Source organism: Bradyrhizobium sp. 482_C4_N1_8 (genome assembly GCF_052075965.1).
GTDB classification, from domain to species: domain Bacteria; phylum Pseudomonadota; class Alphaproteobacteria; order Rhizobiales; family Xanthobacteraceae; genus Bradyrhizobium; species Bradyrhizobium barranii.
Genome location: NZ_CP197231.1, coordinates 1,505,497 through 1,525,746, shown reverse-complemented (window position 1 = coordinate 1,525,746; position 20,250 = coordinate 1,505,497). Strand labels below are relative to the sequence as shown.

At 63.0% G+C, this 20,250-nt stretch carries 20 protein-coding genes; 1 reads left to right on the top strand and 19 read right to left on the bottom strand.

The genetic code is table 11. From position 1 onward, the window contains the following. Positions 1-69 precede the first annotated feature (69 nt). Positions 70-1,218: a M20 family metallopeptidase gene (locus tag AB7Z56_RS07170; protein WP_441256178.1), complete on the top strand. Its 1,149-nt coding sequence runs from the start codon at positions 70-72 to the stop codon at positions 1,216-1,218. Positions 1,219-1,387: 169 nt separating this feature from the next. Here the strand turns inward: AB7Z56_RS07170 and AB7Z56_RS07165 are convergent, their stop codons facing one another. From AB7Z56_RS07165 to AB7Z56_RS07075, 19 genes are all read right to left on the bottom strand, one after another. Next, entirely contained in the window at positions 1,388-1,543 is a 156-nt protein-coding gene (locus AB7Z56_RS07165) for a hypothetical protein (protein ID WP_028160973.1), read from the bottom strand. Positions 1,544-1,640: 97 nt separating this feature from the next. Continuing rightward, the gene (locus AB7Z56_RS07160) at positions 1,641-2,222 is read right to left on the bottom strand and encodes a flavin reductase family protein (protein WP_063981198.1); all 582 of its coding nucleotides are present in this window, start codon (positions 2,220-2,222) and stop codon (positions 1,641-1,643) included. Between the two features lie 32 nt (positions 2,223-2,254). Next, on the bottom strand, positions 2,255-3,091 hold the full coding sequence (locus AB7Z56_RS07155; protein WP_063981197.1) for an ATP-binding cassette domain-containing protein: 837 nt from the start codon (positions 3,089-3,091) through the stop codon (positions 2,255-2,257). A gap of 7 nt (positions 3,092-3,098) precedes the next feature. Further along, positions 3,099-3,905 carry an aliphatic sulfonate ABC transporter permease SsuC gene (gene ssuC / locus AB7Z56_RS07150; RefSeq protein ID WP_063981196.1) on the bottom strand — a complete coding sequence of 269 codons (807 nt, stop codon included), beginning with the start codon at positions 3,903-3,905 and terminating at the stop codon, positions 3,099-3,101. Further along, on the bottom strand, positions 3,902-5,068 hold the full coding sequence (gene ssuD, locus AB7Z56_RS07145) for an FMNH2-dependent alkanesulfonate monooxygenase (protein ID WP_063986101.1): 1,167 nt from the start codon (positions 5,066-5,068) through the stop codon (positions 3,902-3,904). Before ssuD ends, ssuC begins: the two co-directional genes overlap by 4 nt. Before the next feature lie 8 nt (positions 5,069-5,076). Continuing rightward, positions 5,077-6,039 carry a sulfonate ABC transporter substrate-binding protein gene (locus tag AB7Z56_RS07140; RefSeq protein ID WP_063981195.1) on the bottom strand — a complete coding sequence of 321 codons (963 nt, stop codon included), beginning with the start codon at positions 6,037-6,039 and terminating at the stop codon, positions 5,077-5,079. A gap of 38 nt (positions 6,040-6,077) precedes the next feature. Continuing rightward, positions 6,078-7,028, bottom strand: coding sequence for a sulfonate ABC transporter substrate-binding protein (locus tag AB7Z56_RS07135; protein ID WP_063981194.1), 951 nt, complete (start codon positions 7,026-7,028; stop codon positions 6,078-6,080). Positions 7,029-7,405: 377 nt separating this feature from the next. After that, the gene (locus AB7Z56_RS07130; RefSeq protein WP_283017543.1) at positions 7,406-7,849 is read right to left on the bottom strand and encodes a hypothetical protein; all 444 of its coding nucleotides are present in this window, start codon (positions 7,847-7,849) and stop codon (positions 7,406-7,408) included. An 81-nt stretch (positions 7,850-7,930) separates the two neighbouring features. Then, positions 7,931-9,097 (bottom strand): cytochrome P450, encoded by a 1,167-nt coding sequence (locus AB7Z56_RS07125; RefSeq protein ID WP_063981193.1) that lies wholly within the window; start codon positions 9,095-9,097, stop codon positions 7,931-7,933. Positions 9,098-9,317: 220 nt separating this feature from the next. Continuing rightward, positions 9,318-10,556: a hypothetical protein gene (locus AB7Z56_RS07120; protein WP_063981192.1), complete on the bottom strand. Its 1,239-nt coding sequence runs from the start codon at positions 10,554-10,556 to the stop codon at positions 9,318-9,320. 337 nt (positions 10,557-10,893) lie between these two features. Next, complete coding sequence (locus AB7Z56_RS07115) at positions 10,894-11,769, bottom strand: L,D-transpeptidase (protein ID WP_063981191.1); 876 nt, start codon at positions 11,767-11,769, stop codon at positions 10,894-10,896. A 346-nt stretch (positions 11,770-12,115) separates the two neighbouring features. Beyond that, on the bottom strand, positions 12,116-12,856 hold the full coding sequence (locus AB7Z56_RS07110) for a dienelactone hydrolase family protein (protein WP_354265722.1): 741 nt from the start codon (positions 12,854-12,856) through the stop codon (positions 12,116-12,118). Between the two features lie 332 nt (positions 12,857-13,188). After that, positions 13,189-13,977, bottom strand: a complete 789-nt coding sequence (locus AB7Z56_RS07105) for a helix-turn-helix transcriptional regulator (protein ID WP_063981189.1) — start codon at positions 13,975-13,977, stop codon at positions 13,189-13,191. Positions 13,978-14,246: 269 nt separating this feature from the next. After that, the gene (locus AB7Z56_RS07100; protein WP_063981188.1) at positions 14,247-15,452 is read right to left on the bottom strand and encodes an LLM class flavin-dependent oxidoreductase; all 1,206 of its coding nucleotides are present in this window, start codon (positions 15,450-15,452) and stop codon (positions 14,247-14,249) included. Positions 15,453-15,557: 105 nt separating this feature from the next. Continuing rightward, entirely contained in the window at positions 15,558-16,805 is a 1,248-nt protein-coding gene (locus AB7Z56_RS07095; protein ID WP_283017545.1) for an acyltransferase family protein, read from the bottom strand. Positions 16,806-16,891: 86 nt separating this feature from the next. After that, positions 16,892-18,031, bottom strand: a complete 1,140-nt coding sequence (locus tag AB7Z56_RS07090) for an AraC family transcriptional regulator (RefSeq protein ID WP_187387925.1) — start codon at positions 18,029-18,031, stop codon at positions 16,892-16,894. A 165-nt stretch (positions 18,032-18,196) separates the two neighbouring features. Continuing rightward, the gene (locus AB7Z56_RS07085; protein WP_283017546.1) at positions 18,197-18,859 is read right to left on the bottom strand and encodes an SLC13 family permease; all 663 of its coding nucleotides are present in this window, start codon (positions 18,857-18,859) and stop codon (positions 18,197-18,199) included. Between the two features lie 69 nt (positions 18,860-18,928). Continuing rightward, entirely contained in the window at positions 18,929-19,177 is a 249-nt protein-coding gene (locus AB7Z56_RS07080; protein ID WP_063981185.1) for a hypothetical protein, read from the bottom strand. 121 nt (positions 19,178-19,298) lie between these two features. Beyond that, positions 19,299-20,162, bottom strand: a complete 864-nt coding sequence (locus tag AB7Z56_RS07075; RefSeq protein ID WP_063981184.1) for a transglutaminase family protein — start codon at positions 20,160-20,162, stop codon at positions 19,299-19,301. Between the last annotated feature and the right edge of the window lie 88 nt (positions 20,163-20,250).

Genomic DNA, 20,250 nt, shown 5'->3' with positions numbered 1-20,250 from the left:
CATCCGGCGACTAGGTCGCGCCTACGCGAGGCCCTATAAGCACAGCCCTAGAACCACGCGAGGATACACATGTCGGAAGCTCAAATCACGGACTGGCTGGCGTCGCAGCGGCAGGCGATGATCGATCTGCTGCGCGATGTCGTGAACATCGATTCCGGATCCTACAACAAGGAAGGCGTCGATGCGGTCGGTGCGCGGTTCGAGCGGCATTTTGCCGAGCACGGCATTCCGTTCCGGCGCGAGAGCAACGCCACCTTCGGCGATGCGATCCATGCCGATGTCGCCAAACCCGGCAGCAACGAGAAGCCGGTGCTGTTGATGGGCCACCGCGACACCGTGTTCGGCAAGGGCGAGGCCGGGCGGCGTCCGTTCACGATCGAGGGCAAACGCGCCTATGGACCCGGCGTTGCCGACATGAAGTCCGGCGTCGTGATGAACATCTTTGTGGCGACCGCCTTCCACAAGTTCGGCGGCAGCCCGCATCCGATCAAGGTACTGATCACCTCGGACGAGGAGATCGGCTCGCCCTCTTCGCGCCCGGTGATCGAGCGCGAGGGACGCGCCGCACGCGCCGTGTTCAATTCCGAACCGGGGCGGCCGACCGGCAACATCGTCACCGGCCGCAAGGGCGGCATCTTCATGCACTTTGCCATCACCGGCAAAGCCGCGCATTCCGGTGCCAATTTCGCCGCGGGCATCAGTGCGATCGGCGAGCTCGCGCACAAGATCGTCCATATCCACGCGCTGACTGATCTCGACAAGGGCATCACGCTGAATGTCGGTCTCGTCTCGGGCGGGCAGTCCGTGAACACCACGGCGCCCTCAGCCGAGGGCCAGATCGACCTGCGCTACGTCGATCCGGCGGATCGTGCGAGGATCATGGCGGCGATCGAGACCATCATCGCGACGTCCTACGTTCCGGGTACCAGCGCGACGCTCACGGTGAAGGGCGAGTTCGTGCCGGTGGTGCAGAGCGCGGAGTCGAAGGCGCTGTTCGAATGCTATCAAGCGGCCGCAAAGCAGGTCGGCCTCGCCACGCTCCAGGGCGAGTTTTCAGGCGGCTGCGCCGATTCCGGCTTCACCGCCGCAGTCGGCACGCCGACCATCTGCGGCCTCGGGCCGGTCGGCGGGCTCGCGCACACGCCGGAGGAATATCTCGAGCTCGACAGCATCGTGCCGCGCGCCCAGGCGCTGGCGCTGGCGATTTTGCGGGGGTGAGCGAAGCTGTCGTAGGGTGGGCAAAGCGAAGCGTGCCCACCAATTCGGTCGTCGCGGATAGATGGTGGGCACGGCGCAAGAGCGCCTTTGCCCACCCTACGAGACTCGTCATTCGTGGTTGCACGTGGATGGCCGGGTCAAGCCCGGCAATGACGAGTCGAGAGAGCCGTCACGAATAACTCGGCGCGTCCGGCTTGCGGAAGATGTGGATGGGGTCGCCCGGCACGATCGGCTGGCCGCTGAACATCGCATAGGCGTAGAGCGCGAGGTAGCCGATCGCGAGCGCGCCGATGGCGTAGAAGGCCCAGGTGGCGACGCGCTTCATTGTTCCGCTCCATGGCCGTCCCGGACGGGGCGGCTCAGGGCGCTTCTAGAGCGATGACGGGGAAAAGGCCAGCCTGCGGCCCACCCTAGCGCAGCGATCAAACGCCGCGCAGGCCGCGGGCGGGAACGCTGACCTCGGCGAGCCTCGCCGCGTCTTCGTCCTGGTCGACCGCCACGTACTGGCCGTGCCAATAGGCCAGTGCAGCATTGCGGGTCGAATTCCTGACGCTGCTGACGCGGCCGATGACGATGCCATGCGAGTGGCGCTCGACGATCTCCTCGACCTCGCAATCGACCGCGGACAATGCACCGACCAGCAGCGGAACGCCCGAGACCGCGGTGACCCACTGGCTGCCCGCAAAGCGATCGGCCCCCTTCAGCCCGCCCTTGCCGGCAAAACGCTCGGCGACGTCCAGCTGGTCAGCCGCGAGGATGTTGACGCCGAAGGCGCCGTAGCGGCGGATCAGCGGGAAGGACGAGGCATCGCGGTTGATGCTGACCAGCAGCGTCGGCGGATCGACCGCCAGCGAGGTCACCGAGGTCACCGTCATGCCGGTAATGTCCTTGCCCCGCCCGGCGGTGATGACGCTGACGCCGCCGGTGAGGTGGCGCATGGCGCCGCGGAAATCGGCGGACGAGACGGCAGTTTCAGTCATGAGATCGCGAGGCACTACATTCATGGCATGGTCCCCGAAGCGGGGTTCCCCTGTATCTAGGTACGATCGTCCGCCGACAAAAGATGGCTCAGGATCGAGCCTTCGAGGCTTGCGAGCTCGGCGGAGCCGCGTTCGCGCGGCCGGGCGGTGTTAACCGTAACATCGTGGGCAATCCGGCCCTCGTCGATCACCAGGACCCGGTCGGCCAGCGCGACGGCCTCGGCGACGTCGTGGGTCACCAGGATCGCGGTAAAGCCCTGGTCGCGCCAGACCCGCTCCAGCAGCCGCTGCATCGAGATGCGGGTCAGCGCGTCCAGCGCGCCGAGCGGCTCGTCGAAGGCGAGCACACGCGGATGGGAGACCAGCGCACGGGCGAGCGCAACGCGCTGCTTCTGGCCGCCCGACAGCACCGACGGCCACTGATCACGCTTGTCGGTCAGCCCAACCTCGGTCAGCGCCTTCTCGGCGCGCGCATGCGCATCACTGGATGAGCGATTACGGCCGAGACCGACCTCGACATTGGAGAGCACCCTCGCCCAGGGCAGCAGCCGCGGCTCCTGGAACATCACGCGGATGTCCTCGGGCTGGACATCCTGGCCGAAGCTGATGCTGCCGGCCTCGAACTTTTCCAGGCCGGCGATCAGCCGCAAGAGCGTGCTCTTGCCGCAACCGCTCTTGCCGACGATGGCGACGAACTGGCCGGCGGGAATGTGCAGGTCGATGCCGCGCAGCACCTCGTTGTCGCCGTAGGATTTGCGCAAGCCACGGATGCTGAGCGGCAGGCCTGTCGTCTGCGCCGGGCGCTCCTCGCGCACGACGCGTGCCTGCGGCACGAAATTGGCGCGGCTGGCGAGCTCGGTTTCGGGAAGGGCCGTACGAAGAGCTGTCTGCATGTCACTCTCAGCGTTTCTGGAAGGCGGGGTGCCAGGAGAGCGTCAGGCGCTCCAGCACACGGGAGGCGCTGTCGGCGAGCTTGCCGAGCAGAGCGTAAATCAGGATCGAGAGCACGACGACGTCGATCAGCATGAACTCGCGCGCCTGCATCGCCATGTAACCGAGGCCCGAGGAGGCCGCGATGGTCTCGGCGACGATCAGGGTGAGCCACATGATGCCGAGCGCAAAGCGGATGCCGACGAAGATCGAAGGCAGCGCGCCCGGGAAGATCACCCGGCGGAACAGCTCGCTGTCGGTCATGCCGTAGATGCGGCCCATCTCGATCAGCTGCGGATCGACGGTGCGGATGCCGTGCAGCGTGTTGAGGTAGATCGGGAAGAACACCCCGAGTGCTACCAGGAACAGCTTTGCGCTCTCGTCGATGCCGAACCACAGAATGACCAGCGGGATCAGCGCCAGATGCGGCACGTTGCGCACCATCTGCAACGTGGTGTCGGTGAGCTTGGCCGAGAGCTGCGACAGGCCGTTGGCGAGACCGAACGCGAAACCGATGCCGCCACCGATCAGGAAGCCGATCGAGGCACGCCAGAACGACACCCAGATGTTGCGGACGAGCTCGCCGGAGAGCAGCAGCTTCCAGCCCGCGAGCACGACGTCGCTCGGCGCCGGCAGCACGCGCACCGGCACGAAGCCGGTGACGCTCGCGACCTGCCAGACCGCGATGATGGCGAGCGGCACGATCCACTGGATCAGGCCGTCAACCCGCGGCAGGCGGAAGCTGCGCGGAAGTGAAACGCTGTCAATCAGGCTCATGACTCGGACACTCGCTGCTGCGGACGGTAATCGCTGCCGACCGTTTCGCCAAAAGGACCGCCATTGAAGTGCAGTTTGGTCACGTTGCTCGGCTGCTCCAGCGAGAGCAGCGGGAATACTAGCTCGGCAAAGCGATACGCCTCCTCCAGATGCGGGTAGCCCGACATGATGAAGGTATCGATGCCGATGTCCTGATACTCCCTGATGCGGGCCGCCACCGTCTGGGCGTCGCCGACCAGCGCCGTGCCGGCGCCACCGCGCACGAGACCGACACCGGCCCACAGGTTCGGGGCGATCTCGAGCTTGTCGCGCTTGCCGCCATGGAGCTGCGCCATGCGCTGCTGGCCGACGGAGTCCATGCGGGCAAAGTTCTTCTGCGCCAGCGCGATGGTGTCGTCGCTGACATGCCTGATCAGCTCGTTCGCGGCGCGCCAGGCCTCTTCGTTGGTCTCGCGAACGATCACGTGAAGACGAATGCCGAAGGAGAGCTTGCGGCCGCGCGCAGCTGCGACCTCCCTCACCTTCGCGATCTTCTCGGCAACCAGAGCCGGCGGCTCACCCCAGGTGAGATATTTGTCGACGGCGTCGACGGCGACGTCGATGCCGGCATCGGACGAACCGCCGAAATAGAGCGGCGGCCGCGGCGACTGCACCGGCGGAAACAGCAGCTTGCCACCCTCGACATGGATGTGCTTGCCCTCGACATTGACGGTCCTGCCGGCGAGCAGGTCGCTATAGACACTGAGGAACTCGCGGGTGACCTCGTAGCGCTCGTCATGGCCGAGGAAAATGCCGTCGCCCTTGTTCTCGACGGGATCGCCGCCGGTCACGACATTGACAAGGAGCCGGCCATTGGTGACGCGGTCGAGCGTCGCGGTCATGCGCGCCGCCACGCTCGGCGATTGCAGGCCGGGGCGGACAGCCACGAGGTAGCGCAGCCGCTCGGTGAACGGCGCAACCGAGGAGGCCACGATCCAGGAATCCTCGCAAGATCGCCCGGTCGGCAACAGCACGCCGTAATAACCGAGCTGGTCGGCGGCCTGCGCGATCTGGCGCAGATAGTTGAAGTTGACCTCACGGCCGCCGATGCCGGTGCCGAGATAGCGGCCGTCGCCGTGGGTCGGCAGGAACCAGAGGATGTTGGTGTTGGACTGCTTACTCATGTGCTTGCTCACGATCCTGGTTTCCGGGCCACGTCGGAAATCTTGATGGATTTGGGGATCAGGTTGAGCGCGAAGAACGCATCCGCAACCTGCTGCTGATCGGCGATGACGGCATCGGTGATCGGCCTGATGCCGTAGGCCTGCCGCTTCAGCGCCACCTCGACCACCGGGACAGACAGGCCGATCGCCGGCGCGAGCTGCTCGGCAACCGCGTGGATGTCGCCCTCGGCCCAATCGTCGACCGAACTCAGCTCAGCAAGCACGGCGTCGACGATCTTCGGGTTGGTGTCGAAGAATTTCTTCGAGGCGAAATAGAACTGGTAGTTGGCGACGATGCCGGTGCCGTCGGCGAGCGTGCGCGCGCCGGTGGCGGCTTCCGCGGCGGCCTGGAACGGATCCCAGATCACCCAGGCATCGACCGCGCCGCGCTCGAAGGCGGCGCGCGCATCGGCCGGCGCCAGGAACACCGGCTCGATCTCGGAATATTTGACGCCCGCCTTCTCCAGCGCCTTGACCAGGAGATAGTGGACGTTGGAGCCCTTGTTGAGCGCGACCTTCTTGCCCTTGAGATCGGCGACCGATTTCAGCGGGCTGTCCTTCGGCACCAGGATCGCCTCGCCCTTCGGCGCCGGCGGCTCGTAGGCGACATACTGGATCGGCGCGCCCGCGGCCTGCGCGAAGATCGGCGGGGCCTCACCGGTGTTGCCGAAATCAATCGCGCCGACATTGAGCGCTTCGAGCAGCGGCGGGCCGGACGGGAATTCGGTCCACACCACCTTGTAGCCGTCGGCGGCGAGCTTCGGCTCCAGCGTGCCCTTGCTCTTGAGCAGCACCAGCTTGCCGTATTTCTGGTAGCCGATGCGGACCACCTTGGCTTGGCTGTCCTGGCCGTAGGAGGTGCCGACCGCGGCGGCGACGATGCCGATCGACAGCACGATGGCGGCGATCAGACGTTGAACGATGCGCCTCATGTTCAGACCTTTTGATATGGGGAGATTGGTCGGCACGATCAGGTCGCCGCGCTGCGCCAGACGATGTCGCGAACGACGATCGGCTTCGGGATCAGGCCGAGCTTGTAGAAGCGGTCGGCGACGCCCTGCTGGGTCACGACGATGTCGTCGGTGACGGGGCCGACCACGAAGTTCGCCCGGTCGGCCGCGACGGTCTGGATGTCCAAGGGGACGCCGGTGACTGCGGCGAGCGATTTGGCGACCTCACCGCGGTGCTGTTCGGCCCATTTGCCGGTCGCGGTCGTCACATCGACGATCTGTTGCAGGATGGAGCCGTGGTTCTTCGCGAACTCACGGTTGGCGATGTAGAAGGAATTGGTCTTGGTGACTTCGCGTGCATTGATCAGGATGCGGCCGCCCTGCTTGGTCTCACCGATCGCGAAATAGGGATCCCATATCGCCCAGGCCTCGATGCTGCCATTGGCGAAGGCGGGACCGGCATCGGGCGGCGTCAGATAGACCGGGGTGATGTCGGCATAGGTGAGACCGGCCTTCTCCAGCGTCTGCACCACGACATTGTGGGCGCTGGACCCCTTGGTGAAACCGATACGCTTGCCCTTCAGATTGGCGATCGAGCGGATCGGCGAATCCTTCGGCACCAGGATGCCCTGGCCGTTGGTGATGGGCTGGCCCGCGGCATAGACGATCGCCGCTCCGGCGGCCTGGGCGAACACCGGCGGGGAATCGCCGACCGAACCGAAGTCGACACTACCGACGTTCATCGCCTCCATCATCGGCGGGCCCGAGGAGAACTCGACCCATTTCACGTCGATGCCTTGCGGATTGAAATGCTTTTCCAAGGAAGCCTGCTGGCGCGTGATAACCAGCACGCCGGTCTTCTGGTAGCCGATACGAATTTCCTTCACCGCGCCCTGCGCGTTCGCTCGGGAGGCAAATGCAGCGGCGGCCGCAGTTCCAACGGAGAGCTTGAGAAAGTCACGACGTTGCATTCCACACTCCCGGCCGCCTGCGGCCGTCATTCCCTTGCGTTGCAGGAATGATGGTGCGGGTCAGCGGAGGTGTCGAGACGCCAGGGAAAATAGCGATGCGAGCACTGCGCGTGTGGCGAAGCGCATGATTAATCTTTCAAGCGGGCGCGCTCATGCAGAGGGATTCTTTTCCGCACGCGAATGTGAGAGCCGCGGGAATCTGGTCGACGCTCCCAGCACCAGAACATGAAATGTCGAAAACAACCCCATGCGCAGTAGCCGACAATAGTCCGATCAATGACTTACGTATTATCCGAAATTCGTTTGACACGTCGGGCAAAACAGGAGCATGATGGCATCATGGCAGTGTGTGGATCGGGGCCTCCGACAAGGCGCGGTCAGTGGTCGCGCACCCAGGGATCGGACGAGAAATAGCAATTCTCGAGCACCATGCGATCCCTGGCGCGGAAACTGACGCGACATCGACGCCACACCATTGTCTGATGTTTGCCGTCGTCTGACGTATCGACGTCGGAGATCCACACGTTCGGCCGTCGCCAGCGGTAACGTCCGTCCCGATCCCAACCGTCGCAACCGCCGCGGCCGCATGCGATGTGGACACTGGTCATCGTCCCATCTGGCCTGAAGCACCAGGTCCGCGAACCCCACTCCTTGCCGGGCGGCGTCTGGGCGTAAGGCACAAGCGAGGTCTGCGTCCAGCAGCCGGAAATGGAGGACGGTCCGGCGGCGCGCGCCGGTACGACGACCAGCAACGCGATCAGCGCCGATGCGGCAGCCAGAGACGATTCAAGCCACGGCTTGGGCCAGAACTGGATGGACATGACGCCATATGTGTCGCCGGGGAACGATGCGGTTCAATCGTCCGACGACACGAGTTCGCCGTCACGGCGACCGTCGTCTGGTCAGTGCACCCACCTCACCGGCAGGTTCTGCAGGCCGCGAAACGCCCAGCCGCCGATCCGCACTGGCTCATGGTCGGCAAGTTCGAGACGACTCGCCCTCGCGAACACCGTCGGCAGCGCGACGTCGGCAATCATCGCACGCGAGGCCCAGGCGCCGGCGCAGAAATGCGGGCCGGCGCCGAAGGCGACGCTCTTGGAGGTGTCGCGCCGCACGTCGAACTGGTCGGCGCGCTCAAAATGCTTCTCGTCGCGATTGGCGGAGCCGAACATCAGGAACACGCGCTCATCCAGCTCGAAAGAGACGTCACGGATGCTCCACGGTTTTGCGATGCGCCGCGGCGACATGCCGATCGGCGAAATCCAGCGGGCATATTCCTCGAACGCCTCGAGCCAGGTCACCTCACCCTTGCGCACGAGATCGAGTTGCTCAGGATGGCTCAGCAGCGCCCACACCGTGCCGGCGATCGCCTTGCGCGGCTCGTTCTGGCCGCCAGAGATCGCGAGTTTTACATTTGCGCGCACGCTCTCCATCGGCATGCCCGCAGCGAGGAGTACGCCGAGGATACTTTGATCGGGATGCTTGCGCATCAAAGGCAGAATGTCGTCGATCGCAGCATCAATCCCTGATGTCGCGGCATGACAGCGCGCCTCGACCGCGGGATCGCCGCCATAGTTCGCGATGCCCTCGATCATGCCTTGCGACCACGAATCCATGTCCTGGAAGCCGATATTGGTGAGGCCGGTGATCGACTTCAGGCATTCGCCGGAAAACGGCAGCGCGAAGTCGCGCATGAAATCGATCCGCCCCGGCTCGATCGCACCGATGATGCGGTCGGCATGGGCCTGGAACAGCGCGGTCCAGTGTGCCTTCACCGTCCTCGGCGACACCGTCGGAAACATCGCGCGCCGCTCGATTTGATGCGCCTCGCCGTCCTTGCGCATCATGTTGTGGCCCATCAGCCGGTTCATCAGGCCGGCGGGCTGGTGCGAGGAGAACACGTCGATCTGCTTCTCGGAGATCGAGATGTCGTCGCGGCTCGCAAGCAGCGTCGAGCCGAGCTGCGGCACGAAGGCGATCGGCGCTTCCTTGCGCATTTTTGCGAGCATCGGATAGGGGTCGGCCCAGAATGCGGCAGGGTCGATGTCGATGCGCGGCGCGGTGCTCAAGCGTTGCTCCCTTGTAATTTCCTCGATCCCTCAAGTTACCGTTTTCGGAGGCGTCTGTCTGTCCCCAGCGATTGGGACAAGCCGGCAAAGATTCAGCCAAGCATCGGGAAAGAATCGGGCCGCCGTAAGGACGGTCTGTATGGCCTGCGCCTACAGCTTCTCACGGCCGGGGATCGAGCCGCCATCCGCGAAGCCCACGCAAAGCATCTACCGATCGCGTCTAAGGGCCAGGGACGGACGCTGCCTGATCAAGCGAAAATCCACGATTTCGCAGAATCGTTTGGATCGTCTTGTCGTGCTGATTCAGCTTTGCGGCGGCAAGCACCTCCGCTGCAAACGCCTTTGGCGCGCTGGTCTTGGACGGGTGGTCCAACAAAGACCACCATGCCTTCATAAGAATCGGATCGATCACATCCCCAGTTAGTCGATTGCGCATTTCCCAGAACGCACCGCCCCAAATCTCGCCGGTAGTCCAGGGATCATCTTTCAAAGCCTTTGTCGTCTTGAACTTCAGCCTGTTGTCGAGGCAACGGAGATATGGCTGACCCGGGCGGATGATCTCAGCGGAAATTTCACCTACCCGTGGGTTGTTCAAGAAGCTTGCTGGAAAGTAGTCGGCAAGACCCGACTCGATCCCGGCGAAGTTTCCCGTCCATGGATTGTTGGTTTTGGACGTTAGAGCGTGATGGCTATATTCTCGCAAGGCCACAAAAACATCGCGGGCGATCCTGGAGTCAATTTCGAGCGTGTTGTTTTGGTACCGGGCATACTGCCCGGGCACCGCACCAATCTTGATCTTCGCCTGAACCAAGTCGGGCGGCGAACCAATCTTGTCGAGGTAAGCAATGTATGCCTCGAGTTTTCCCTGTAGCTCGGTTTGAATGTCGGCCGTCAGATCAGTTGTAGCCTCAAAGGCAAATCGTCCCGGCGATGGTAGCGACGGACCTTTGCCCGGCTGCCGACGATCAAGATATTCTCGAAGAGAGATTGCCTGGTCCTTCTCAACGACCAAGCCTGCTCCGAGCAAGAATTCCAAGTTCTTGGCCGCGGCTTCCGTGTCGCCGGTCTTGATCATTTCAAGAATGCGCGTGGACTCCGCCTTGCTTGTCTCAAGCTTTAGCTGGGTCCTCCCGTTGAAAAAGGTGACCAAGAGGTTTCCCAATGCAGCCAGAGCGGCGGCGCAAATCGCGACAAAGAGAGGATTGAACCATTTAGAGCTGACTTGCTCGCCTTCCCGAAGCGAAAGCTCCCGCTCCTTTAGAGCAAGCTCGCGCACCCGCATCTCACGTTCGTCGCGCCATTTTTCCTTGTCGAGTTCAAGCCGAAGGGCCTCAGTACTCGGCTCGTTCTTGGCTGCCTGTGCAAGGCTTTTGGAATTCGCAAGGGCAAGGACAAGCGCCGCGATTGGCAAAGCCGCCACCGCACCGGCTAGTTGCGTGACAAACTCGCGACGTCTCATGTCGGGACTCGCTCCTCTCAGGAGTTGACAATGCGCGCGTAGATCTGTCTGCGAAATGCCTCACATTCCGAGGGCCGTAAGCGAGGCATTTGAAACCTAAGTCTTCCAATTCAAATGCCGGCCTTACCCGTCACCCCTCGATAGGGCGGGGATGATACGATGCTATCCCAAGTCATCGAAGCGATAAACCGCTCGCTTTAGTCGATTCGCGATTCCCCGACGGCGGACATCGGCAAGCGCATGAGCGAACGTTCGTTAAGTGCCCGCAACTGACTTAAACGCGACGACTTGAATTGCCTCCTTGTCCTCGGTTGCAGACCGAGGACCGAGGACTGACTTACCGAGCTTCGGCGATCTTCGGTCCGGATGACAACATCTGCGCGTTAGCCGCCAGGGGCCGCTTCGACGGCGATGCCGGGTCCGGCAGCCGGAAAGCGGCGTCGGCCGGCGCTCCCTGGGAGGGCCTGCGGGCTGCGGTTGCCGGAAGCACGATCACTTTCGCTCCGATCTTCACCCGCTCGTAAAGGTCCGCGACGTCGTCATTGGTCAGCCGGATACAGCCGGACGAAACCTTCTTCCCGATCGTATCGGGATTGTTGGTGCCGTGAATGCGATATTCGGTCTCGCCGAGATACATCGCCCGGGCGCCGAGCGGATTGCCCGGACCGCCCGCCATGAACCGCGGCAGATAAGGCTGACGCGAGACCATTTCCACAGGCGGATGCCAATCCGGCCATTCTGCTTTGCGGGCCACAGTCTGCTCACCGGACCATGTGAAACCTTCGCGGCCAACACCGATGCCGTAGCGCATCGCCTGCCTGTCGTTCAGAACGAAATAGAGGAATGTGTTTCCGGTATCGATGATCACGGTGCCCGGCGCCTGACGGCTGGCGTAGTCAACCACCTGCCGGACAAGTGCTCCGGGAACGCCAGCGTCGGCTTTGGGTGGTTCGACCAGAGGGGCCGGGATCGGAGCCGGAACCGGAATCGCAGCCGGAGCTGGCGCTGATGCACGAACTGGAGTCGACACGTAAACCGGAGTTGACGACGCCTGGGCCTGTTGTGCTGACGGTTTTCGTATCGGTTGCACGTCCGCCGGGCTAGACAGCAAGCTATACCCCACGACGGCGACGGCCACGGCGCCAATTGCGACTCTCGCGGCCATGGGTATTGCGAGGGCCTCTGCCTTCTTACGTTTGGCCCGCTTACTCATGTCTTTCCCCAGGTCACCATGCCTGGAAGAGGTACCCGGCAAGATTTAAGAAACTTCGAAGCGATGTCGCTCAGAGGGGAACCGTTGGCGATGGTTAACGCCCAACTCTTGTTCGGCGACGTGAAAATTGGGCGTACCGCTTGATATTGAGGTTGCGATGCGGACGACGCGCTTCTCATCGCGGAACGAGTCGGGGTCTAAATCGCCGGGCGGAGCGAACGCGCTCCGCTCCTTCATTGACGGCGGCTTCGGGCCACGAGCGGAAGTCGTTCAGGCGGACTTCCCGCATCTATCCGCCGCCATTCGGCCGTCGTCGCATACCTACAGGCTGTGCGACTCCGCGCGGTCAGTTTTCCGCTTTCTTGGCCTCGTTCAACGCACTAATGATTGCCTTGATGGTGCCTTCCGCAGCCGCGGCATTGTATCCGACATGGTAGCCATGGAAAACGTGGATTGGCTCGTGATCTTCGAAGCTGTGGTTCGCCCCCTTCCACAGCACCGTCTTCACGGGAATCGACCGCTTGCTCTCGGCCATCTGGCCGCAGAGGATGGGGCTGGTCGCCTCGTCCTTCTCTGCTAGGAAGAGATGGACCGGGGCGTAGAACTCGACGTTCTTCATCAAATAACAGGACGGCTGCATCGCGAAGCCGCCCGCGAACATGTGCTCGTGCAGGTCGCCGATCGCCCGGTTCATGATGATCAAGGTCGTGGTCGCACCGTTGCTGCGGCCAAGGACGTAGACCCGCTTGGGATCGGCGATCTTCTGTCCGATTAGCCAGTCCAGCGCCGCATACGCATCGTCAGCCCGGCGCCGCGCCCAAGTCAACTGGCTGGGATCCGAGCAGACGCCGTCGGGTCCCAATCCCCGGCTGCCGAAGCTGTCGAGCAGGAGAACACCATAGCCTGCTCCGACTAATCTGCCGCCGTAGTCACGCCCCCATTTCCTCTCGACCCGGCCGAACCCGTCGCAGCCGTGCAGCATGATCACGAAGGGGTCTGGTCCCTTGGCGCCCTGCGGCCGTATAATGTCCGCCGACAGTTCGCCCTCGGCCTTTACCTTACCCTTTTCCTCGACGGTGCCATCCATGAAGTTTTTCGACCTGCCGTCGATGTATTCGTTGCCGGGAATCCAAGGCAGGGACTGCGCTGAAGTATGCCAAGGTATCTTGACCATCTCAGCACGCGCAGATGAGAACGACAAAACAGCGACTATTGAGAGTATGATTTGCCTCATTGGAAATTGCACCTTTGCCCCCTTGATTCTGGTCAACACCATATCCGACTTGGGAAAGCGTAAGTATCCTTGAAGAGGATTCGCGCCGCGGATGTCGGCCTTGGGTCAAAAGGCGACGACCCCGGAGGGCCGGCTGCGCGTCGGCTTTGCTCTCGGAAGCAGATATCGCGGATCTAGAGTCCCCTTTAGTTCAGGTGGCCCGGCCCCGAGAGCAAGCCCAGCACGATCGCAAACAACTCGTTCTGCGAGGAGATGCCGAGCCGCTCATAGGCGCGCTTGCGGTAGGTCAGGGTCGAATGCAGGCTGATGCCCAGCGCTTGCGAGATCGCCTCGGAGCTGAAACCGAGCAGGATGCGGCGGCAGACGTCCTGCTCGCGCGGCGTCAGTGCGGAGAGGGGCGCGCGCGTTGCGAACAACGCGGCGAGGTTCTGGTCGGGCGTCGCGGTGGCCGCCTGCTGGAAATGACGCGCAACGCTGGCGCCGATCGCAGGCGCAATAACCTGGAGCCGCGCACGCTCGACGTCGCCAAAGCAGCCCTGGGCGGTGATGCGGTAGAAATTGACATAAAAGCAGGTGTCGCCGACCCAGATCGCCGTCGCATATTTGTCGACGATATCAGAGTCGTTGAAGAAGATTTTCCGGTAGCGCGCGCCATACATGCGCGGCGCGAACGACGGCAGCATGATCGGCGCGCTGCCCTCGCCTTCGAACAGCGCATCACGATTGGGATCGGATTCGTGGAACTGACCGGCATAGGCCGCGCCGAGATCGCTGCCGATCGGGATGTTGCCGGCGTCGAGCAGACAGCTCGCCGCGCCGGTGCGTGTCAGCGCGAACACCATGCAATGGCCGACGCCGGCCTGCCGGCGCAACGTGTCGATCAGGACATTCGGGAAATCAGGTCGGCCGATGGCGAGCACCGCCGGCGCGATGTCGTTCGCCGCTGGAGTTGAGGCCATGCCGTGGGGCCGCATTGGTTCCTCCGCAAAAGTTCTTTTGGCGGACGATATCAGCAGCCGGGTTTGACCGAAAGTCGGAGACGGCGGCTTATGCCGCTTCTGGGTCCCGGCTCTGCGCAGCAACGCTACGCGTTGCAGCGCGTCCGGGACACGAGAGTCTTGCTGGCCGATGCGGAAAAGGTCTCGTGCCCCGGACGCAGCGCAGCGTGACATAAGCGCGATTACGCGCGTCTTCGACGCGCTATGGCGCTGCTAAGCCGGGGCCCATGCCGGATGCAGCGCCCCTACCCCGCGGCGGCCTTCGCCGGCGCGACGTTGATCGCGAGCTTGCCGTAGCGATCCGTAAACGCCTCGGTGTCGATCTCTTCCAGCTTGATCTCGCCGCTCATGACGCCCTGCTTCCACGCCGCCTGGGCCGGATCGTTCTGGAACTCCGGCATCACCTCGCGGCCGAACAGCTCGAGCGATTCGCAGATGTGCTCGTGGCTGTTCTTGCCGGCCTGGTTGAGCAGGATGACCTGGTCGATATGCGACGACTGGAAGCGCTTCAGCTTCCTGCGGATGGTCTCGGGCGAGCCGATCAGGCCGCCGCGCAGCGCCGCCTCCTGCGCTTCCGGATAGTCGCGCTTCCACTTGTTGTACTCGTCCCACATGTTGACGGTGTAGGGCGCGGGACGCTGGCGGTTCTGCGAGGCGCCGTAGAACCGCAGCGCGAACTGGAAGAAGGTGGCGCCGTCGGCGCGCGCACGCGCCTCCTCATCCGTCTTGGCGCACATGAAGAACGAGACCAGCGCCATGTTCGGGTTGATCTCGTAGTCGGCGAGCTTGTGCAATCGCTTGGTCATCGCGTTGTAATAGGCGTGCACCCAGGCGTGCGCCGCGTCGGCGCTGACGAACTGGAAGCCCAGCGCGCCAAAGCCGTGGCGGCCGGCGCGCTCGATGGTCGGCAGCTGCGAGCAGGCCATCCACAGCGGCGGGTGCGGCTTCTGCACCGGCTTCGGCACGACATTGCGCAAGGGAATGTCGAAATACTTGCCGTGGTGCTCGCTCCCCGCATCCTTGAACATCGGGAAGATCGCCTGCACCGCCTCCTCAAAGACCTCCTTCTTGGTCTCCATGTCGCGGCCGAACGGCGTCAGCTCGGTGATCGAGGCACTTTCGCCCATGCCGAATTCGCAGCGGCCGTTGGAGAGCAGGTCGAGCACCGCGACGCGCTCGGCGACGCGCGCCGGGTGGTTCGTCGTGAGCTGGAGGATGCCGTGGCCGAGCCTGATGTTCTTGGTGCGCTGGCTCGCGGCGGCGAGGAATGATTCCGGCGAGGGCGAGTGCGAGTACTCTTCGAGGAAGTGATGCTCGACGACCCAGGCGTGGTCGTAACCGAGCTTGTCGGCAAGTTCCATCTGCGAGAGCGCGTTCTGGTAGAGCTTCAGCTCGTCGCCGGCCACCCAGGGCCGTGGCAGCTGCAGCTCATAGAAGATGCCGAACTTCATGACGCCTCTCCCGCTTATTCTTGTTGCACTCATCTTAGTGAGCGGGGAGGCGCTGTCTATGGAGCCGCAATTCCGCCGTGCGGGAGAATGACCCGACACTTCGCGTTATGGCACGGCGGGGCCTGTGACCGCGGCGGCAGGCGCCGCTTCGCGCCGTGCGCGGCGGCCATTCAGGAGCGCACCGATGAAGGTGAAGCGCACCAGCAGATGATAGCTCGCCAACATCGGGAGAATCGCGACGACGAGAATGATGGCGAACTTGACCGGCCCGGGCCAGTCGAGCTGCGACAGCGCGACCTGCAGCGCCATCACGATCGGCGTGTGGATCAGATAGAGCCAGTAGGAGGCATCGGCGAGGTAGCGCCGGGTCGGGCTGAGGCCGGACATGAAGCGGAGCGCGAGGCCGAGGACAGCGAAGGTCGAGATCCATATCGCCGGCGCATATAGGATGGCGGAGACAAGCCTGAGCGTGGCGAAACTAACCGGCAATTTCGGCGCACCCGGCACGGACATCATCACCCCGACAAGCACGAAACTGATCAGAATGAGGCCGAGCGCCGGCAAGAGATTCCACAGCCAGCGTCGCTCCAAAATCCGCAGTAGATCGGTCTGCCGATGCAGCAACCAACCGAAGCCGAAGGCAGTGCCGAAGCCGACCCACGCCTGGAGGTTCGTGACGAGCGATTGATCCGGCGTCCTCACGCCCATCACATTGATCCATCTTTGATCGAGGCAGAAAGCGATGCCGATCGGGATCGCCAGAACCAGGGGCGCCAGCGGATTTTGCATAATCTGCGCAAAGAGGCGGTCGACAACCGTTCGCAGCGTGCCTGATACATCGAGCCAGACAATTGCGCCGCGCAGCAGGAGCATGGCGACATATAGCTCCAGCAGCACATAGAGAAACCAGAGATGGGTCAGCGGGAAATTCGGCAGCACCGGCGGCCAGCGAGGTGCGCCGGGGATCGGGCCGCCGTTCGGAAAGCCCGCGGCCCATATGACCACCAGGGCCATCGGCGTAAACACGATCGGCCAGCCGACCACTAGCGGCAGTCCGATCCTCTGCAACCTGTCCGTGACGAAGCCCCAGATTCCCCGGCGATGAAAGCTCATGCGAGCGAAGAAACCCGCCATCAGGAAGAAGGTCGTCATCCGGAAGACGTGGATGACGAAGAACAGCAGGCCCAGGGCCAGGCTTTGATGGGTATCCTGTATGATCCAGATCCTGGTCGGGGCCGGCACGAACGACAGGGTTGCGTGCAGGACGATGCCGAGCAGCAGGGCAAAACCCCTGACCGCGTCGAGCGCGTGCAACCGTTCCGATGCGGGGGCGATGGCGGTCGATCGGGACATGGACGGACTCGGCTTGCTGGTGAAAGGCTTGTTTCCGGCAATCTGCCCGATCATGTCAGGGCTCTCTTGCCCAATCCCATAATCGGCTAGCCGATTTCTCGGCGCGGCTGGCCGATTTTGAAATGGCGGTCGGCATCCGGCGCCGTTTGCGGCCGGATCAGCGCCTCGCGCCGGAATTCGGTCGGAGTTACGCCGGTTTCGGCCTTGAAGGCGCGATTGAAAGGCCCGATCGACTGGAAGCCTGCATCCATGGCGATGGTCAGCACCGGCACCTCCCGTTGCGTCACATCGGACAGCGCCAGCTTGGCATCCTCGATGCGATAGTGATTGAGGAACGCGTTGAAGTTGCGATAACCCAGCCCTTCGTTGATGGCCTGGCGAAGTCGGTGCTCGGGAACATCGAGCCGCGCCGCGAGCGCGCCGATCGCAAGACCTTCCTGCCGGTAGATTCGCTCCACGGTCATCAGATGGTCGAGGCGCCGCAACAGAACGGGGTCGGCCGTGCCCCGCCCTGTGGGTGCACGATCGGTCACCGGTCGCCCGGCCGTGTCGCCGGGTCTGATCGCCGCCGCGGCATCATTGACGGTGACAATCGCCCGCAGGTCCAAAACGCCGAGGCCGGCGAGCATCGCCAACACGAACAGGCTGATCGCGGTCGGAAGACTGCCGGGCTCGCCGGGAACCGCGACGGGGACCGCGGCGACGCCCGCTCCGGCCACGACCCCGATGAACACGACATTGATCGCGAGCACAGCCAGCCGCAGCCGGCGCCGCCGCGCGACCAGATCGACACGCCAAGTCTTGACCGTCTGGACCGCGGCCGCGAGCGCCAGCAGCACGGCCACGGCCGACAGGACTTTGCTGCCACCCCTGGCCAAGTTGGGCCAGGTCGTCCAGCCAAGCGACACCGCAAATCCGACGGCCAAGATGGTCAGCCACAGGACGCCATGCCGTCGCCGGAGCACGAAATCGTCGTCGAACGACGCGCGCGCCCACAACCAGAAGACGGCGGGCAGCGAGGACAGGATCGGCAACGTCCACCACAATGACGATTTGGGAAAGACCGGCGCGGTGACGATCGCATAGAACGCACCGCCGGCGGCCATGGCCGTGCCCAGCAAGGCCAGCTGATTGGTGGCACGACGCTGCAGCACCATGAGAACGATCATCAGGAACACGCCGCTCGCCGCGCCGCGAAGCCCGAGATCGATGGCCGTGAGCCCCATCGCGTTCACAATCCGCGTTTCCCCGTTCGAGATCAGACTCTCGCACCGCCCTTGCGCGGGCACAATCCAAAATTGCGGCGGTGGTCCCGGCCCGCCAATCTCCCCGCGGTGACCGACGAGATCGCGAAGCAAATCACGTTTAGCAAATTCAGGACGTTGCCCGGTTCAGAGCGGCAACAGCCAGGGCACGAGCAAGGTGCAGACGATCAAGACGACCCGGGAAAACGGTACGCCGATGCGCACAAAGTCACCGAACGTGTAATGTCCGGGGGCGACCACCAACGTCTTAACCGGCGACGACACAGGCGTCATGAAAGCAGTCGAAGCAGCCAGGCCCACCGTCATTGCAAACGGATAAGGCGAGGCATGCATTTCCTTCGCGACAGCGATAGCGACGGGGGCCATCAATACTGCCGTCGCGGTATTCGAGATAAACATCCCAAGCAGCGCCGTCATGGCAAAGAGCGTGGCGAGCATGACGTGATGGCCGGCACCGCTGGTGATGGCTCTTAGCCCATCAGCCGCAAGTTCAACCCCGCCGGTTCTCTCCAGGGCGACTGAAAACGGCAACATTCCAACAATGAGGACAATGGTCTTCCAGTCGACCGAACGGTAAGCGCTGGTAATGTCGATACAGCCCAGTGCGCTCATCAGCATGCATTCGATCAGGGCGGCCTGCACATTCGGGATCAGGCCGCTGACCATCAAACGACGGGCGCCAGGCAAATCACCGCCTGCGGCGCCTTGCCCGGCACCTGGAGAACCTGCTTGGACTCGGCGGGGCAGGCTGATGGTGACCAAATCTGCGGCTGCGTTCCACGGCCACAATGCTTGCTCCGGCCGAGCCGCGAAGGTCCGGGGCTTCAATGGTCATGCCGGCGAGAGACGATTGTTCCGTCACGCGCAGCCGTTATTCGCGGTCCGCGAGTTTGTACTCATCGATCCAGACCGAGAGGTTCGGGTTGCCGGCGTTAGCACAATGTTCGGATCGCTGAAATCTGCCAATGCTTCGCTCATGGTGAGGACACCGGTGAAGGGGAGCGCAAGGAGCATGATCAGTGCGACCACATCCAGGCGCGGCCTGTTGATCGCGAACATCAGGATCGCAGCCCCGAGAAGGACCAAGACAATCGTCGGATCAAACATGGATGCCTGCCATGGAAGTCGCCGACTTCAATTCAAATGATGATGACAAGACGGGCGAGGGATCAGGGACACACCGACTGGCCGCCAACCCGCGCTTGCCGTGATCGACCGTGGACTACGATCATGGCGATGCTGGAATTGATATGACTTGCACCGAGACGTTCATCCGGCTGAATGCATCCGCCGGACCATCCCACGTCCCGGAAAGCGGAGAGGCCCTTTCCTGTTCGCGCGTCACGGCGACGGGTATGTGTTCACTGCCGACGATCTTGTTGTTGGTGGGATCATAGCCGCGCCACCCGGCTCCGGGGATATAGATCTCGGTCCAGGCGTGCGTGGCGCCGTGTTGTCCCTCGGCCATCTGGATGTAGCCGGTGACAAAGCGCGCACCAAATCCCCAGTAGCGGGCAGCTTCCATCATGAACACCGCATAGTCGCGACAGGTCCCGCTGCCGAGCCGCAGCGTTTCGTTGGGTGATTGAACCCCGAGAGCCTCGCGGGAAACGTATTTGAACGATCGGTAGATGTGAGTATTCAAATTGTTCAGAAGGTCCAGCGTGCCGATCAACTGACCGGGTTTGTAGAGATCGCGCAACCATTCGAGCAGGGCGGTGGCGTCGTAGAGATAGCTCGGGAGACGATACACCGTCAGCTCAAGCTGCTCCTCCGGGGGATATTGGAAGGGAAATGAACTGGCGAATGGCGCAATCCGCCATTCAATGGGGTCGTCGTGGTAAAGGTCGACGTCGACCTCGCTTGCGATCCTGAGCGTGTCGGATAATTCCAAAAAGGTCACGACTGCGATGGCATTGTCGTAATTGTCGCGCAACCAGCGAACTTCCGCGTTCGGCTCGATATCGATCGACCCTCTCACGATGTGGACGTCATGTCCCTCGCGAGGCCGCATCATGGCTCGATGAGTGCCGAAGGTGACCGGCTGATTGTAAAAATATTCGGTCTTATGAATGATTCGGATTCGCCTCATATGTAGCTCCCGCCACGTAGCAGCGATGGATGTTGCGGCGCCCGCTACCACTGGTAGTAGGTCGCGGGCATTTCCGAGGCAAGAGAAG